15 protein-coding genes and 2 other annotated features are annotated in these 16,474 nt (G+C 37.9%); of the genes, 11 read left to right on the plus strand and 4 right to left on the minus strand.

The window, feature by feature from the left end:
• Nucleotides 1-2 precede the first annotated feature (2 nt).
• A complete protein-coding gene (locus HCB45_RS03250) occupies nucleotides 3-584 on the plus strand; it encodes a DNA-3-methyladenine glycosylase I (RefSeq protein WP_185618780.1) in 582 nt (193 codons plus the stop codon).
• Nucleotides 584-1,558 (plus strand): S66 family peptidase, encoded by a 975-nt coding sequence (locus HCB45_RS03255; RefSeq protein WP_185319019.1) that lies wholly within the window; start codon nucleotides 584-586, stop codon nucleotides 1,556-1,558. Before HCB45_RS03250 ends, HCB45_RS03255 begins: the two co-directional genes overlap by 1 nt.
• A 39-nt stretch (nucleotides 1,559-1,597) precedes the next feature.
• On the opposite strand, the gene HCB45_RS03260 is transcribed toward HCB45_RS03255, so the two are convergent.
• The 4 genes from HCB45_RS03260 to lap all read right to left on the minus strand — a co-directional run bounded on the left by HCB45_RS03260 (nucleotide 1,598) and on the right by lap (nucleotide 6,817).
• Nucleotides 1,598-2,665 carry an ABC transporter permease gene (locus tag HCB45_RS03260; RefSeq protein WP_185323084.1) on the minus strand — a complete coding sequence of 356 codons (1,068 nt, stop codon included), beginning with the start codon at nucleotides 2,663-2,665 and terminating at the stop codon, nucleotides 1,598-1,600.
• Nucleotides 2,662-3,582, minus strand: coding sequence for an ABC transporter ATP-binding protein (locus HCB45_RS03265; protein WP_185618784.1), 921 nt, complete (start codon nucleotides 3,580-3,582; stop codon nucleotides 2,662-2,664). Before HCB45_RS03265 ends, HCB45_RS03260 begins: the two co-directional genes overlap by 4 nt.
• A gap of 82 nt (nucleotides 3,583-3,664) precedes the next feature.
• Nucleotides 3,665-4,093, minus strand: coding sequence for a VOC family protein (locus HCB45_RS03270; RefSeq protein WP_185618787.1), 429 nt, complete (start codon nucleotides 4,091-4,093; stop codon nucleotides 3,665-3,667).
• Between the two features lie 123 nt (nucleotides 4,094-4,216).
• Nucleotides 4,217-6,817, minus strand: a complete 2,601-nt coding sequence (gene lap / locus HCB45_RS03275; protein ID WP_185618790.1) for an adhesion-mediating acetaldehyde/alcohol dehydrogenase LAP — start codon at nucleotides 6,815-6,817, stop codon at nucleotides 4,217-4,219.
• Between the two features lie 500 nt (nucleotides 6,818-7,317).
• Nucleotides 7,318-7,561: a binding site (T-box leader), on the plus strand.
• 48 nt (nucleotides 7,562-7,609) lie between these two features.
• Nucleotides 7,610-7,834 (plus strand) — a binding site (T-box leader).
• A gap of 64 nt (nucleotides 7,835-7,898) precedes the next feature.
• Between lap and trpE the strand changes: the two genes are divergently transcribed.
• The 9 genes from trpE (at nucleotide 7,899) to HCB45_RS03320 (ending at nucleotide 16,391) form a co-directional block, all read left to right on the plus strand.
• The gene (trpE, locus tag HCB45_RS03280; RefSeq protein ID WP_185618791.1) at nucleotides 7,899-9,263 is read left to right on the plus strand and encodes an anthranilate synthase component I; all 1,365 of its coding nucleotides are present in this window, start codon (nucleotides 7,899-7,901) and stop codon (nucleotides 9,261-9,263) included.
• Nucleotides 9,260-9,865: an aminodeoxychorismate/anthranilate synthase component II gene (locus HCB45_RS03285; RefSeq protein WP_185618793.1), complete on the plus strand. Its 606-nt coding sequence runs from the start codon at nucleotides 9,260-9,262 to the stop codon at nucleotides 9,863-9,865. The genes trpE and HCB45_RS03285 overlap by 4 nt, the downstream gene beginning before the upstream one ends.
• Nucleotides 9,837-10,856 carry an anthranilate phosphoribosyltransferase gene (gene trpD / locus HCB45_RS03290; protein ID WP_185618795.1) on the plus strand — a complete coding sequence of 340 codons (1,020 nt, stop codon included), beginning with the start codon at nucleotides 9,837-9,839 and terminating at the stop codon, nucleotides 10,854-10,856. Before HCB45_RS03285 ends, trpD begins: the two co-directional genes overlap by 29 nt.
• Nucleotides 10,853-11,611: an indole-3-glycerol phosphate synthase TrpC gene (trpC, locus tag HCB45_RS03295; protein WP_185618797.1), complete on the plus strand. Its 759-nt coding sequence runs from the start codon at nucleotides 10,853-10,855 to the stop codon at nucleotides 11,609-11,611. The genes trpD and trpC overlap by 4 nt, the downstream gene beginning before the upstream one ends.
• A complete protein-coding gene (locus HCB45_RS03300) occupies nucleotides 11,608-12,219 on the plus strand; it encodes a phosphoribosylanthranilate isomerase (protein WP_185618799.1) in 612 nt (203 codons plus the stop codon). The genes trpC and HCB45_RS03300 overlap by 4 nt, the downstream gene beginning before the upstream one ends.
• Nucleotides 12,219-13,421, plus strand: a complete 1,203-nt coding sequence (trpB, locus tag HCB45_RS03305) for a tryptophan synthase subunit beta (RefSeq protein ID WP_185618801.1) — start codon at nucleotides 12,219-12,221, stop codon at nucleotides 13,419-13,421. The genes HCB45_RS03300 and trpB overlap by 1 nt, the downstream gene beginning before the upstream one ends.
• Nucleotides 13,414-14,187 carry a tryptophan synthase subunit alpha gene (gene trpA, locus HCB45_RS03310; RefSeq protein WP_185318930.1) on the plus strand — a complete coding sequence of 258 codons (774 nt, stop codon included), beginning with the start codon at nucleotides 13,414-13,416 and terminating at the stop codon, nucleotides 14,185-14,187. The genes trpB and trpA overlap by 8 nt, the downstream gene beginning before the upstream one ends.
• A 70-nt stretch (nucleotides 14,188-14,257) precedes the next feature.
• Nucleotides 14,258-14,695: a hypothetical protein gene (locus HCB45_RS03315; protein WP_185318929.1), complete on the plus strand. Its 438-nt coding sequence runs from the start codon at nucleotides 14,258-14,260 to the stop codon at nucleotides 14,693-14,695.
• An 82-nt stretch (nucleotides 14,696-14,777) separates the two neighbouring features.
• Entirely contained in the window at nucleotides 14,778-16,391 is a 1,614-nt protein-coding gene (locus HCB45_RS03320) for a putative polysaccharide biosynthesis protein (RefSeq protein ID WP_185318928.1), read from the plus strand.
• The last annotated feature ends 83 nt before the right edge of the window (nucleotides 16,392-16,474 follow it).

Here is a 16,474-nt window from a genome sequence, read left to right on the forward strand (position 1 = left end):
CTTTGTCTGAAGAATTACGTTGCCCTTGGTCAATAAATGATCCATTTGAGTTAGAATACCATGATAAAGAATGGTGTATCCCAAGTAAAGATGACACTTATTTATTTGAAATGCTAAATTTAGAAGGGGCGCAAGCTGGTTTGTCATGGAAATTAATTTTACATAAAAGAAAAGCCTATCAAGAAGCTTTTTTTCATTTTGATATTGATAAGTGCGCTCGGTTAACAGATGAAGATTTAGCGCGGATTGTTTCAGAAGCGGCCATTGTGAAGAACCGTTTAAAAGTCAAAGCAGTTCGCACCAATGCCCTAGCTACACAAAAAGTCCAAGCAGAATTTGGCTCATTCGCTAATCATATTTGGAGTTTTACAAATGGAGAGCGAGTCATTAATGAATGGCAGGGAATGGGAGAAGTTCCAGCTAAGACAGAACTATCCGAAAAAATAAGTAAGGATTTGAAGAAACGAGGCTTTAAGTTCGTTGGACCTGTGATTATCTATTCTTATTTACAAGCTATTGGCATTCTGGACGATCATTTGCGTTCATGTCCATTCCATACACTAAATAGGGAGGCGATGAAATGATGATTCCCGCAAAATTAAAACAAGGTGATGAAATTCGTATCATTGCTCCAAGTCGATCACTTGGTATACTAGCAGAAAATCAAGTTGATTTTGCTGTTAATCGCCTAAATGAGATGGGTTTTAAAGTCACTTTTGGAGAACATGTTTCAGAAATAGATTGTATGTTAAGCTCTAGTATTCACTCAAGAGTAGCTGATATCCATGAAGCGTTCAATGATTCGAATGTGAGGGCGATTTTAACTGTTATCGGTGGTTTTAATAGCAATCAGTTATTACCATATTTAGACTATGATTTAATTGCTGAGAACCCTAAGATTTTTTGCGGATTCTCTGATATTACAGCGCTAGGAACGGCTATTTATACGCAAACCGAACTCGTTACTTACTCTGGCGCTCATTTCTCTACCTTTTCAATGGAAAAGGGTCTAGACTATGTACTTGATTCATTTCACGCTTGCTTAGTAGATAAAGAACCATTTACGCTAACAGAAAGCACCTTGTGGAGTGATGATGAATGGTATTTGGATCAAGAGAATAGAGACTTTAGGCCCAATGAAGGATTAGTTGTTCTTCAAACAGGTGAAGCAGAAGGAACCATTATTGGCGGGAATCTCTGCACGCTTAATTTACTCCAAGGAACAGAATATATGCCTGATTTATCTGGTGCCATTTTATTTCTGGAAGATGATTTTATGACTATTCCAGAAACGTTTGATCGTGATTTGGAGTCGCTTCTTAATCAACCAGGTGCGGATGAAATAAAAGGTTTGGTCATTGGTCGCTTCCAAACAAAAACAGCAATGACGAGAGAGAAACTTGCTTTTATTATAGAAACAAAAACTGCTTTACAAAAAATTCCAGTTATTTCTGGTGCGGATTTTGGTCATACGCAACCACTTGCTACTTTCCCAATTGGCGGAACAGCAAGAATTGATACGAATGCAGTAAATAAAATTGAGATTATCAAACATTAAGAAAGAGGTTGTCCGTTATGGACAACCTCTTTTTTGGAATTAACTTAATGCGACATCTCGTTTTTTGAATATGAAGAAGGTAAAGAAAAGGATAATCGCTGTATATACACCTAAGCCAGCAATAATTTGCCAATCTGCTAAACCGCCAGCGATTTTTTGACCGCCAACTGTATCATTTAAGCTAAGCAAGTTGAAAATAATCCATTTCATCCAGTCATATTTTTCGATAGCGAGTGGTAGTAGTTGACGAATAATTCCACCAGAGAATAGTACGCCGACACCAACACCAACTGCTAATGCTTGTGAACGAACAACAGATGAGAAGAAGAATGCGATAGTTGCATACACGATCATCAGTAAGAAGTTTGTTCCAAGCAGCATCCAAGCATGATCCCACGCTGTCATTGCGCCTGTTGAAGGGGAGAGCGGCATGAAAATCGATTGCTTCGGAAGAATAAACGAGAAGATAAAACTAGCTAAGAATAGCGTGATGGAACTAATGATGCTATAAACAATACACATAAAATATTTAGAGAAGAGAATTTGACTTCTAGAATAAGGTCGAGCAAGTAATAACTTAATTGTTCCGCCAGAAAACTCTGTTGCAACAATAATACTTGCGACAATTACTACTAGCATCGTTGCGACTGCACCAGAGCTACCGAGTGATGCAAAGAAGTCAGCACTTGAAATTCCCGCTGTATTGCTAGCAGGTTTTTCATCTGCATCTACATAAGCTTGATAGAAATCAATTTGATTTTGAACTGATTCTTTTTCAGCTTTCGTTTGAGCAGCTTGTTTTTGGGTTTTTAAGTAAGCAACGGAATCTGTTAGTGATAGTGTTTCGGTTTTATAGGTTGGGTTACCATCTTTATCTGCTGAATTCCAATATTCCTCCTCACTAACCGGAGTTCCTTTATCATCGTAATAAGCTGTAATTCCAGCATTACTTGCATTGCCACCTTCAACGCCGCTTGTATCAATCTTACTTACGAAAAACATAAGTAGTGCCAACGCTAAAACTGCTGCAAATAAAACAATTTGCATAATCCAACTAGACTTTCTAGAAAATAATTTAGTAAATTCATTTTTTATTAATGCTATCATGCTTTTACACCTCCGCCATTTGTTAATTCTAGGAATCGTTCTTCGAGGGAGGCTTGAAGTGGGACCATTTCCAATAAATCGATATTTGCTTGAATAATCGCGCGGGCAATTAAATGCACATCTTCATGAGCTACTTCAATTTTAAATAAATTTTCTTTTTCAGCAATAAGTTTTACTGGAAGTGTAGCAAGAACAGGTTTTGTTGCTTCCGAATCCGTGACTTTAAGTTGATAAACAGCCACGTGATTTTCAAGAACATCACTCATTTTTTCTGTATGAGTTAAGACGCCCTTATTGATAATAGCAAAGCGATCGGTAATTTGTTGAATTTCGCTAAGCAAATGGCTAGAAATTAAAACAGAAGTACCGTTAGTTGCTAAATCACGAATTAAAGTTCTAAATTCTGCCATCCCTTGTGGATCAAGTCCATTGGTTGGCTCATCTAAAATAAGTAGGGCGGGGTTGTGAAGTAAGGCTTGTGCAACGCCTAAACGTTGGCGCATACCTAAGGAATATGTTTTTACTTTTTGATTGATGGCATCTGAAAGTTTTACAAGTTCTACAATTTCACGAATATGATCATCTGTAATATTTTTTTGGCTCATTCGTGCAAATTGCTTTAAGTTAGCCCATCCAGACATATACATATAAAATTCCGGATTTTCAATAATTGCTCCTACTTCAGAAATTGCAGCCTTAAAGTCGGTATCAATATTTTTACCATTAATATAAACTGTCCCTTCTGAGCGGCGAATTAAGCCTACAATTGAGCGGATAATAGTTGTTTTACCGGCGCCATTTGGACCAAGTAAGCCAAATACTTCTCCTTTATGTATGTCAAAGCTGATATCGTGGACAATGTTTTTTTGTCCGATTTTTTTCGTGACATGTTCTAATTTTAAAACTGTCTCAGTCATGAACTCACTCCTTTTTTCTCTCACTACTAAAATTGTACTATTTTTTAGTTCTAATTACATTCGGCTAGAGGACGGGAAAAAATCAGTCTTTAGTAGTAGACTCGTTTTCTAAGTTAAGATGCCAATCGATGCTATAATGATCAATAACTTTTGCGTATTTGGCATCCCAAAAAGTTTTTTGAATAGGGATTTCAACGGTTCCTGTTTTAGAAAGTAGTACGAAAGCATGTACAAAACTTTCTTCAGTTTCAAAATTAACTGCAAGTGATAAACGATTTCCCGCATCTGTTTCGCCTTCTAGTGTATCTGAGAAGTAAAACAAATCTTTATCGTCTTTCGTAAGCCTAGCATGAAGGATGCGTTCGCCTAATTTTTCATCTCCAGAGAATCCTTCCATCTCGTGAAAAAAACGAGTTTTTGTAATTTCTGCTTGAAACACTTTTTTATAAAATTCTAGCGATTCTTGGGCTTCCCCGTTAAAAGTGAAGTAGGGCACAGTTGCTCGTATCATTAAATCAACTCCATTCTTGTTTCATTATACTAATTTTAGTACTAAAGCGAAAGCGCAAGCCCTGGGATGGACTTGCGCTTTCTTCTAACTTTATATATTAATGGTGGACAAGTTAGCTAGTTTTTAGACACCTTTGTAAGCTTCGAGATAGATTTCTTTTAGTTCGCTTACAAGTGGTTGTTTAGGGTTGGCAGTAGTACATTGGTCCATGAATGCGCGATCTGCAAGTGTATCTACAACCGCATCCAAGTCTTTTTTAGCAACATTTTGTCCTTTAAGACTCATATCGATACCAACATCTTTACCAAGTTTAATGATTTCATCTACAAGTGATTTAACGCCTTCTTCTGTAGTTGCAGCAGGGAAGCCGATAATACGAGAGATACGAGCATAATCTTCATCTGCACGGAAGCTTTCATATCTTGGGAATAACGCATGTTTTTTAGGTTTAAGTGCGTTATAACGGATAACATGTGGCATAAGGATTGCATTCGCACGACCATGAGGAATGTGGAATTCAGGTCCAATTTTGTGTGCCAAGCTGTGGTTAATTCCTAGGAACGCATTCGCAAATGCCATACCAGCTAGGGCAGAAGCATTATGCATTTTTTCACGCGCGTCAGGATCACCAGTAAGAACAGATTCACGTAAGTTTTCAAATACAAGTTCGATTGCACGGATAGATAATCCACGTGTATAATCGCTTGCCATTACGGATACATAAGATTCAATTGCATGAGTTAGAACGTCCATACCTGTATCAGCAGTAATGTGTGCTGGAACAGTAGTTACATATTGTGCATCGACAATCGCAACGTCTGGAGTTAATTCGTAGTCAGCAAGAGGGTATTTAATGTTGTTTTCTTTGTCTGTAATAACCGCAAATGGAGTTACTTCAGAACCTGTACCACTTGTTGTTGGAATTGCAACGAATTTCGCTTTTCCACCAAGTTTAGGATATTTGAAAGTACGTTTACGGATATCTAAGAATTTTTGTTTCAAGCCGAAGAATGAAGCTTCTGGGTGTTCATAGAATAACCACATACCTTTGGCAGCATCCATTGCGGAACCACCACCAAGAGCGATAATTGTGTCGGGTTTGAAGTCTTTCATTAGTTCTGCACCTTTATAAACTGTTACGTCCGATGGATCTGGTTCAACGTCAGCAAATACTTGGTAAGATACATCATTGCCACGTTTTTTCAGGTGTTCGATTACTACATCTACGTATTTGAATTGAACCATTCCTGGGTCAGTTACGATAAATACACGTTCAACGCCTTCCATTTTTTGAAGGTATTGAGTGGAATATTTTTCAAAGAAAATTTTTGGTGGAAGTTTGAACCATTGCATATTATTTCTCCGATCCGCGATACGTTTAACGTTCAGCAAGTTAGTCGCACTTACATTTTGTGATACAGAGTTTTTACCATAAGATCCACAACCAAGTGTTAGGGAAGGGATGAAACCGTTATAAATGTCACCGATACCGCCTTGAGCGCTTGGTGCATTTACGATGATACGGCAAGCTTTCATACGGATACCAAATGCTTTTTGAACTTCTTTATCAGTAGAGTGTATAACTGCTGAGTGTCCAAGTCCGCCGTATACTAACATTTCTTCACAACGATTGAATGCTTCTGCTTGGTTAGCAGCTTCGATAAATGCAAGAACTGGGCTTAGTTTTTCGTGAGATAGTGGGTATTTGTCGCCAACACCTTTAATTTCAGCTACAAGGATTTTTGTATCTTCTGGAACTTTGAAGCCAGCTTGATTTGCAATCCATGCAGGGGATTTACCAACTACATCTGGGTTAAGTGTTCCTTTTTCAGGGTTGATTACATAGCTTTCTAGTTTTTTGAATTCAGCGCCTTTTACGAAGTAGCATTTATTAGCTTCCATTTCTGCTTTTACTTCTTTAGCAACTTCTTTGTCCACGATAACTGCTTGTTCAGAAGCACAAATCATACCTTGGTCAAAAGATTTAGAAAGAATGATGTCATTAACAGAACGTTTGATTTTAGCTGTTTTGTCAATGTAAGCTGGTACGTTACCTGGTCCAACACCTAGTGCAGGTTTACCAGTAGAGTATGCTGATTTAACCATTCCAGCACCACCAGTTGCAAGTACAAGTGCAACTTTATCGTGGTTCATTAATTGTTTTGTTGCTTCTAGGGAAGGTTTTTCTACCCATTGAATACAATGTTCTGGTGCTCCAGCTGCAACTGCTGCATCGTAAACAACTTTTGCTGCTGCAGATGAACAACGTTGCGCACTTGGATGGAAAGCGAAGATGATTGGGTTACGTGTTTTGATTGCGATAATTGCTTTGAAAAGTGTTGTTGAAGTTGGGTTAGTTACTGGTGTAACCCCGGCAACTACTCCGACTGGTTCAGCAATTTCGATAACACCAGTTTGAGTATCTTCGTTAATAACTCCGACTGTTTTGTTATTTTTAATGTTGTTCCAAATATATTCTGTTGCGAAGATATTTTTAATACATTTATCTTCGTATAATCCACGTCCTGTTTCTTCTACTGCTAATTTTGCAAGGGGCATATGTTGGTCAAGTCCGGCAAGCGCCATTGCGTGTACGATATTATCTACTTGTTCTTGGTTGTAACTTTCAAATGCTTTCAATGCTTTTTGTCCATTGTCTGCTAATCTGTCAATCACTTTTTGAACTTCTAATACTTCTTGGGCCGCATTTTCTTTAATTGCCATTTTCCAGAACCTCCTAATATTTGTTCGGGACTTAAAATGTCCATAGTAGACTTTTAACGTCCCTGATAATCCAAAAAAATTTGGCTTGTTGCTTTGCCGTATTCTTCTGTTTTATTTGATTACACCGTTAGTATAATCCATCAATAAAAGTTTGTCCAGTGTTTCACGTGAAAAACTTCACAAATTAATAAAGATGGTTGAAAAGTCCTTTTGGAAAAGCCTTTTTTAGTTAATTAGACATGGTTTATATGAGTGTTTTTATCATTGGAATTTAAGCTGATTATCATTTGAGAACCTATATTTATGTGTGTTTTAGGGGAAGTGATATTTATTATAATAGAGAAAATAGCATACTTTTTCTGGGATGAAATATTTTATAGGAAGATAGTTCTTTTTTCTTACTTGTTTATTAATTATCGTTTTGCAACCTTTTTAGTATAAAATAGTTTTATTTTCTTGACTTTCAAGGTTTTCTTATGTAAGATGAACACAAGTAAAAAATGATAGCATTGAAGAAGAGTAAGTAGCATGATGAAAGTTTTTAGAGAGCTGACGGTTGGTGAAAGTCAGTAGCGGACATGATGTGAATGGACTTCTGAGCTCTGGTTTGAAAAGGAACTTCCTTAGTAGGATGCAGCGATTAGGCCTTATCGTTACACAAGGCACCCATTCGGAATTTGGATGGATTAAGTGAACTGTTTTTGCAGTTAATCAAGGTGGTACCACGGGTCTCTCGTCCTTGTCTAGTATATTTGCTAGGCTTGGAGAGAGGCCCTTTTTTAATTTTATAAAACGAAAACATGAAACAAGAATAGTACTTTTCATCGATTTTTAAAGAGAGTTAGCGGTTGGTGCGAGCTAATAAATAGATGAAATAGGAATGGGCCTTGTGCGTGATGCCTTGAAATGGAGTAGGGGTGAACGGGAGCTCCCGTTATAGAGCAGCTGCAAAAAAGCAGCACTGAGATAGGGAGAATTCCCTAAAATGAGGTGGCACCGCGATAACTCGTCCTCTGAAAAAGCATGATAGTAGGCTTTTTCAGAGGGCTTTTTTTATTTTAATGAAGAAGGGATGATTTAAATGAGAAAAATGAAAAGAATGGATGCAGATACTTTAACCGCGATTTTAGCCTTTCAACGTCTTTCCGGAACAGGCAAAAGCTTACTTGAAGGAGCTACAAAAGATGCAGAGGCAGGGAGATATTCTATTATTGCTATCAATCCTGTGCATGAAATTAAAGTATATCAACATGAATATTATATAGACGGGGCACTTCAATTAGTGGCAGATCCTTTAAAGGAAATTGAACTATTTATTGAAAAAGCAAAGACGGAGGAAGAAAGCTTACCTTTAGATTCAGGGGCAATTGGTTATGTTGGGTATGACGTTATTGCACTTTATGAAAATTTAGGTGATATACCAGTCGAAACGCGGGACATGCCAGATATTCGCTTTTATATATATGAAAGCTTTGTCATCATAGATCATCAAGCGGAAGAACTTATTTTAGTGCAAGATAATTGCTACTCTGGGAGAAGTGAAGCAGAACTAGATAAGGCGCTTGAAGCGATGTTTTTAGAACTTACAACGCCAAAAAAAGACGAACACAAAGCAGTTCAAGTTCCCAAAATGACTTACAAAAGCAATTATACAAAAGAGGAGTATATGAACTTAGTCAAAAAAGCGAAAACCTATATTCAAGATGGCGATTTTTTTCAAATAGTACTTTCTCAGCGATTAGAGGCAGATTTTACAGTGAAGCCGTTTGATTATTACCGGAAATTACGGTTATTAAATCCTTCTCCTTATCTCTTTTTCATTGATTTTGGCGATACAGTCTTAATTGGTTCTTCACCAGAGAGTTTAATTAAAACGAAAGGACGGACTGTTACGACGAATCCAATTGCTGGTACAAGGCGACGCGGGGCAACAAAGCAAGAAGATGAAATGTTGGCAACGGAATTATTATCCGATGAAAAAGAACTTGCAGAGCATCGAATGTTAGTGGATTTAGGACGAAATGATATTGGGAAAATTGCAGAAACGGGTTCGGTGCATGTACCAGTATATTTGACTATTGAACGTTACCGATTCTTGATGCATTTAGTTTCCGTTGTCGAAGGTACATTAAAACCAGGGTTAAGCGCGATGGATGCTCTTCGGTCGACGCTTCCGGCTGGTACAGTTAGCGGAGCACCGAAAATAAGAGCCATGGAGCGAATCTATGAATGGGAAAATGTAAAACGTGGCCCATATGCTGGTGCGGTTGGTTATTTAACTAAAAATGGTGATTCGGATTTCGCGCTTTCTATTAGAACAATGGTACTTCATAACGGAAAAGCTTATGTTCAAGCTGGTGCGGGAATTGTCTATGATTCCGATCCAGAAAGCGAATACTTAGAAACATTACAAAAAGCGAAGGCACTTTTGGAGGTGGGAGAATGATTTTATTAATTGATAACTATGATTCTTTTACATTTAATTTAGAACAGTATTTAGCAGAATTTAGTGAAGTGGTTGTGAAACGGAATGATGCGGCTGATTTAATGGAAATGGCGGCTTTAGCTGATGGGATAGTTCTTTCACCGGGACCAGGAAAACCAAGTGATGCTGGTCTTTTAGAAGAAGTAGTTGCAAAATTTGCGAAAGAAAAGCCTTTGCTTGGGATTTGTTTGGGACACCAAGCGATTGGCGAAGTATTCGGCGGAGAAGTAAAAAGAGCGGCGAAAATTCGACATGGGAAAGTTTCCACTATGCGTCAAACCGCTGGAGCAATCTTTGCTAATTTGCCAGAAGAAATGCCTGTGATGCGTTATCATTCTTTAATAGTAGATAAAAACACGTTGCCACAAGTTTTGGAGGTGTTAGCAGTAGCGACGGACGATACAGAAGTGATGGCAATGAAAGTAAAAAATTATCCGGTTTATGGTTTGCAATTTCATCCTGAATCAATTGGTACGAATGATGGAAAACAAATGATGGAAAACTTTATTCATATAGTGGAAGGGGCGCGAACAAATGGAAATCTTACTACAAAAAGTATATGACCAAGAAAATTTATCCAAAGAAGAAATGAATATTGTTGCAACAGAAATTTTTGAAGGACGACTTTCAAAAACGAAAATCGCTGCTTTCCTAATGGCACTTAAAGTCAAAGGAGAAACAGCGGAAGAAATGACTGGAATAGCAGAAGCGATGCAGCAAGTTGCGGTTCAAGTAGATTTCCCAGCTGGAACTGCGATGGATAATTGCGGAACTGGCGGAGATAAATCGAATAGTTTTAATATCAGTACAACGTCGGCATTCGTCCTGGCAGCAGCAGGGATTCCAGTGGCAAAACATGGGAATAGAAGTATTTCTAGCCGTTCAGGTAGTGCGGATGTTTGTCAGGAATTAGGAATTGATATTAATATGCGTCCTGAAGATATGACTTATTTACTTGAAAAAGTAGGGATCGCCTTTTTATTCGCGCCCCATGTTCACCCTAATATGAAATACGTGATGGATGTTCGGAAAGAGCTTGGAACGCCAACTATTTTTAATTTGATTGGACCTTTAACTAACCCGGTTCATCTCGAAACACAATTAATGGGTATTTATCGTCGTGATTTAATTAGACAAACTGCGGAAGTTTTAGGACAACTTGGACGAAAACGAGCAGTCGTTTTAAATGGCGCTGGTTTTATGGATGAAGCTTCTCTAGCCGGCGAAAATCATTACGCATTATATGACAGTGGGGAAGTTCACTTATATACACTAAAACCTGAAGAAGTTGGTTTAACTAGCTATCCGCTAGAAGCAATTAGGGGCGGAGATGCAAAAGAAAATGCAGCCATTCTTCGTAGTATACTTGCCGGCGAACCGGGAGCCTATTTAGACACTGTTTTGCTAAATGCCGGATTTGGTTTATTCGCAAATGGCAAGGTAAAAACAGTAAAAGAAGGCGTTGATTTAGCCCGCGACCTAGTTAGAAGTGGTTTAGCTAAACAAAAATTGCAAGATTTAATAACTTATCAAAAAGAGGTGCTAGCGAAATGACATTTTTGGAAAAAATTTTAGCTCAAAAAGCAGTAGAGGTTGCTGAAATGCCATTAGAACAAGTAGCAGAAAAACGGAAAACTTATTCGTTTTATGAATTTTTAAAAGAAAATACAGATAAGGTGCAACTTATTGCGGAAGTAAAACGTGCCTCGCCTTCAAAAGGTGAAATAAATATGGATGTAAACCCAGTCGCTCAAGCAAAATCGTATGAGGCAGCTGGAGCAGGTATGATTTCCGTTTTGACAGATCCTATTTTTTTCAAAGGTTCGATTGAAGACTTGCGAGAAGTAGCGAGAAATGTGGGAATTCCTGTACTTTGTAAAGATTTTATTATCAGTGAAAAACAATTAATTCGTGCTCGAAATGCAGGAGCAACGGTTGTATTGCTAATTATTTCGGCGCTTAAAGAAGAGAAGCTAATCACATTATTTAAACAAGCTCTGGCGCTTGATTTGGAAGTGTTAGTGGAAGTGCATGACCAGAAAGAATTAGCTGTGGCTCAAAAGATTGGGGCTAAACTCATTGGCGTAAACAACCGGAACTTGCACACGTTTGAAGTGGATATTGCAATAAGTGAGATACTTTCAAGTGAGTTTTCATCGGATGCTTGTTTCATAAGTGAATCAGGTTTTAAAACAGCAGACGATGTTAATCGAGTTAGTAAAGAATATAATGCGGTACTTGTTGGAGAAGCGCTTATGCGAGACAAAACTCCCCAAAATGCAGCAGAAAGTTTGAAGGTGAAACGATGATTGTAAAAATTTGTGGATTGAAAAAAAGTGTCGATGTAAAAGCAGCAGTCGAGAATGGTGCGGATATGATTGGTTTCGTTTTTGCGAAAAGTAAACGCCAAGTTACGATTGAACAAGCACACCAATTAGCTAAAAATATTCCACCTAATATTAAGAAAGTGGGCGTTTTTGTTAACCCGACTGAAGAAGAGTTAACGGCTGCTATTAAAGGTGTACCACTAGACATTGTGCAACTCCATGGTCAAGAATCGACCGAGCAAACAGACCGTACCGATGTCGAAGTAATTAAAGCTTTTCCAGTTAAAGAGGGTAAACTTCCTAACAATATAAATGATTATTCAAATGCCTATATCTTACTTGATGCTCCAGCAGAAGAATACGAGGGTGGCAGTGGGAAAACTTTTGATTGGGATAAAATAAATAGTAATCTACTAATAAAAAATAAATTGATTATTGCTGGTGGGTTAAATGCCGAAAACGTGAAAGAAGCTATTAGCCGCTTTGAACCATATGCCGTCGATATTTCCTCTGGCGTAGAAACAAATGGTGAAAAAGATCCTGGAAAAATTAAAATCTTCATTAAAACAGCAAAAGGAGTTGGAAAATAATGACATATCAAGCACCTGATAAAAATGGTTTTTACGGAAAATTCGGTGGCAGATTTGTGCCAGAAACCTTAATGAAAGCAGTGAAAGAATTAGATGAAGCGTACCGAGCTTCCAAAACAGATGCAGCTTTTCAAAAAGAATTAAACTACTATTTAAAAGAATATGTAGGCCGGGAAACGCCGCTTTATTTTGCGGAACAACTTACTGCCTATGCTGGCGGGGCTAAAATCTATTTAAAACGAGAAGATTTAAACCATACTGGAGCGCATAAAATTAATAATACGATTGGTCAAGCGTTACTTGCTAGGCAAATGGGCAAGCAAAAAGTAGTGGCAGAAACCGGAGCGGGTCAACATGGTGTGGCTACAGCGACAGTAGCAGCACTTTTTAACATGGAATGTACTATTTTCATGGGAGAAGAAGATGTGAAACGTCAATCGCTCAATGTATTTAGAATGGAGCTGCTTGGTGCAAAAGTTGTCAGCGTGAAAGCGGGTAGTCGTACGTTGAAAGATGCCGTAAATGAAGCGCTGCGGTTCTGGGTGGCGAATGTGGAAGATACGCATTATATTATGGGATCTGTTCTAGGACCTCATCCGTTCCCAGAAATTGTTCGTGACTACCAAAGTGTCATCGGAACAGAAGCACGTAAACAACATCTCGAGAAAGAAGGTAAGTTACCTGAAGCAATTGTGGCTTGTGTAGGTGGTGGCAGTAACGCGATGGGCTTATTTTATCCATTTGTGGATGATTCTTCTGTTCAAATGCACGGTGTGGAGGCAGCTGGTCATGGTCTTGAAACAGAATTCCATGCAGCCACGATTTCTAAAGGTGAAATTGGCATTTTGCACGGGGCCATGATGGATGTTTTACAAGACGAAAATGGACAAATTTTGGAAGCTTTCTCCATTTCTGCGGGATTAGATTATCCAGGTATTGGTCCGGAGCATAGCTTTTTCCGTGACTTAGGTCGTGCAGCGTACCATTCTGTTACCGATGATGAAGCCGTTGAAGCATTTCAACTTTTATGTCGTACAGAAGGAATCATTCCTGCACTCGAAAGCTCGCACGCGATTAGTTATGCAGTCAAACTTGCAAGCCAGATGCGTCCAGAAGAAAGTATGGTCGTTTGTTTATCTGGTCGCGGAGATAAAGATGTTAATCAACTAAAGGAACGCTTGGAGGGACAAATAAATGACTAAAACATTAACGAATAAACTAGCGAAAAAAGATCACGCTGCCGTAGTTACTTACATTATGGGTGGCGATGGTGGCTTAGATAATTTAGAAGAACAGTTATTGTTTCTCGAAAAATCTGGTGTAAGCGCGATTGAAATTGGTATTCCTTTTTCTGATCCGGTTGCCGACGGTCCGATTATTCAACTTGCTGGGTTACGTGCTTTAAAGGAGCAAGTGAGTTTAGAAGCCATTTTAAATAAATTGGCTAGGAGTAAAGTGCAAATTCCGCTAATTATTATGAGTTATATTAATCCGATTTTTCATTTAGGTATCCCGAAATTTGTTGAATTGGTGCAGAAAACGCCGGTGAAAGGGCTTATTATTCCTGATTTACCTTATGAGCACCAAACACTGATTACGCCAGAACTTCAAGGGACAGATATCGCACTTATTCCGCTTGTTTCATTGACAAGTCCGAAAGAGCGCCTCGAAGAAATTGCGAAACAGGCAGAAGGGTTTATTTATGCAGTAACAGTTAACGGAACTACTGGTGTGAGAAATGAATTTGATACCCATATTGATAGTCACTTAGCTTACTTAAAAAGTATTAGTCCTGTTCCTGTTCTTGCAGGTTTTGGAGTTTCTTCTATTGAACATGTCGAAAAATTTGCGCGTGTTTGTGATGGCGTGATTATTGGAAGTAAGGTCGTACAAATGTTGCATGATGGGGAAACGAGTGAATTAGGTGCATTTTTACAAAATGCAGCGGAAGTTCCAATCGAAAACTAATTACTACTTACAATTTCTCTTTAAATATGGTAAAGTCTGGTGTATAGAATGTTAAAGAGGTGTTGTAAGGATGTCTGTTGAGGTAAAACCAGAGCATGCAAGAATGCTCAATAATACAAAAAATGTAACACTTGGAATAGCGATTGTATCTACTATTCAAGCCGTTTTAAGTACAGTTTCTATTGTGGGGCTTTTTGCACTACAACAAAGAAAAGAAGTACTTGCAAATGCAAATGCAACCGCTGTCGTTCAAAATACGATTATGACGACAACGATTATGGCGGTTATTTGTATCGCATTTACGATAATGTTATTTCTTTCTTATAACAAACTTAGAAAAGGCATTATAATTACTCCGCTTGTTTTTTATTTATATGGTGCGTTTACCATTCTTGGTGTCGTTTTATCAATGATTAATAGTGGTGTGAACTTTGTTTCGCTTGTTTTACCAGCAGTACTACTTGCTCTTAGTGTAACTTGTATTTTAAATCTTAGAAGAATGCGTTAAAAGTAGTAATGTAAGAATGATTTTTACATAATCCACCTAAAGACAGACTTAAAAGAAAAAATCAATTGAGGTAATGGAAATTATGAGTTCAAAATTAATGCGAGGAACGGCCGTACTTACTGCTGGGACATTATTATCCAAAATTTTAGGGATTTTGTATGTCATTCCATTTTACTGGATTGCTGGCGGGGAAGAGGCAACTATTCTCTATCAATATGGGTATGTTCCTTACCAAATTTTCTTAAATATCGCGACTGCTGGAGTTCCATTAGCAGTTGCTAAGTACATTTCTAAATATAATTCGTTAAATGAATATGCTTTAAGTCAAAGATTGTATAGGTCTAGTACGTATTTGATGATATTTACCGGGATTGTTAGTTTTTTAATTATGTATATTTTTGCACCGCTACTCGCTGGGATGCAAGAGGTTAGTGGCGGAACGAGTATTGAAGATATTACAACGGTTATTCGTGCAGTGAGTTTTGCGTTACTGATTATTCCTGTAATGAGCTTACTCCGCGGTTATTTCCAAGGATTTCATTCAATGGGACCTTCTGCTGTATCACAAGTAATTGAACAAGTAGCAAGAATTGTTTTCCTACTTGCAAGTACGTATATTGTGCTTCATCTTATTGGTGGAAGCCTTGTAACAGCGATGAGTTTAGCAACTTTTGCGGCTTTTGTTGGAGCTTTTTTCAGTTTAATTTGTTTACTTTGGTATTACCGAAAACGTAAATCAGGTATTCAAAAAATGATTGCTGGCAGTGAAAATAAATTACAAGTGTCGACGTTACATTTATTAAAAGAAATTTCTATCTCTGCCGTGCCTTTCATTATAGTAGGAATGGCGATGTCATTATATCAACAAATTGATTTATTCACCTTTGCGCGTGTTTTAACATACGATGGTATGCCTGGAAAAGCAGCGGAAGATTTACTTTCAATTTTCAACTTTTCTGTCCAAAAAATCATTATGATTCCGGGGACATTGGCGTTGGCGTTTTCGATGACACTCGTTCCACTTGTGGCTGCTTCTTTTCATAAAGGACATATTCGCGAAGTACACCGTCATCTAACTGCTGTTTTTCAAGTATTACTATTTTTAATCGTGCCCGCTTGTTTAGGGATAGCGCTCTTAGCTGATCCACTCTATACGATATTTTATGGTTATAATGCTGATGGATCTATGTTGCTTAGTTTTTTCGCGCCATTTGCAATTTTTTTCTCCTTATTTAGTGTTACAGCTGCGATTCTGCAAGGTATTGACGAACAACGTTATACGGTACTTAGTTTACTTCTCGGGTTACTAACAAAATCAGTGCTACAAATGCCACTAATATTACTTCTTGGTGCAAAAGGTGGCGCTCTTGCGACGGGACTTGGCTACATCGTTTCCGTACTTTTCACCATTTTTATTATTAAAAAATATGCTCATTATTCATTTAAGTATATTATTAGACGCCTAGTGTTAATTCTTGGAATAAGTTTTGTGATGTTAGTTAGTGTTTGGCTCATTTATCATGGGCTTGCATTATTCTTAAATCCGCATGCAAGATTAACTGCATTAGTTATTGTTTTTATATCAGCTGGAACAGGGGTTTACATTTATGCCTTTTTAGCTGCAAAAGCAGGGCTACTAAACTATATTCTAGGTGACCGGATGTATAAAATTCGCAAAAAACTTCATTTAATTTAAACTTTTTGTAAAGAACAAGCCGATATTTATTTGGGTTTGTTCTTTTTTTTTAAAAGAGTTAATGGTAAAGTAAACAAGGATGT

It is taken from the genome of Listeria farberi (assembly GCF_014229245.1).
GTDB lineage: Bacteria > Bacillota > Bacilli > Lactobacillales > Listeriaceae > Listeria > Listeria farberi.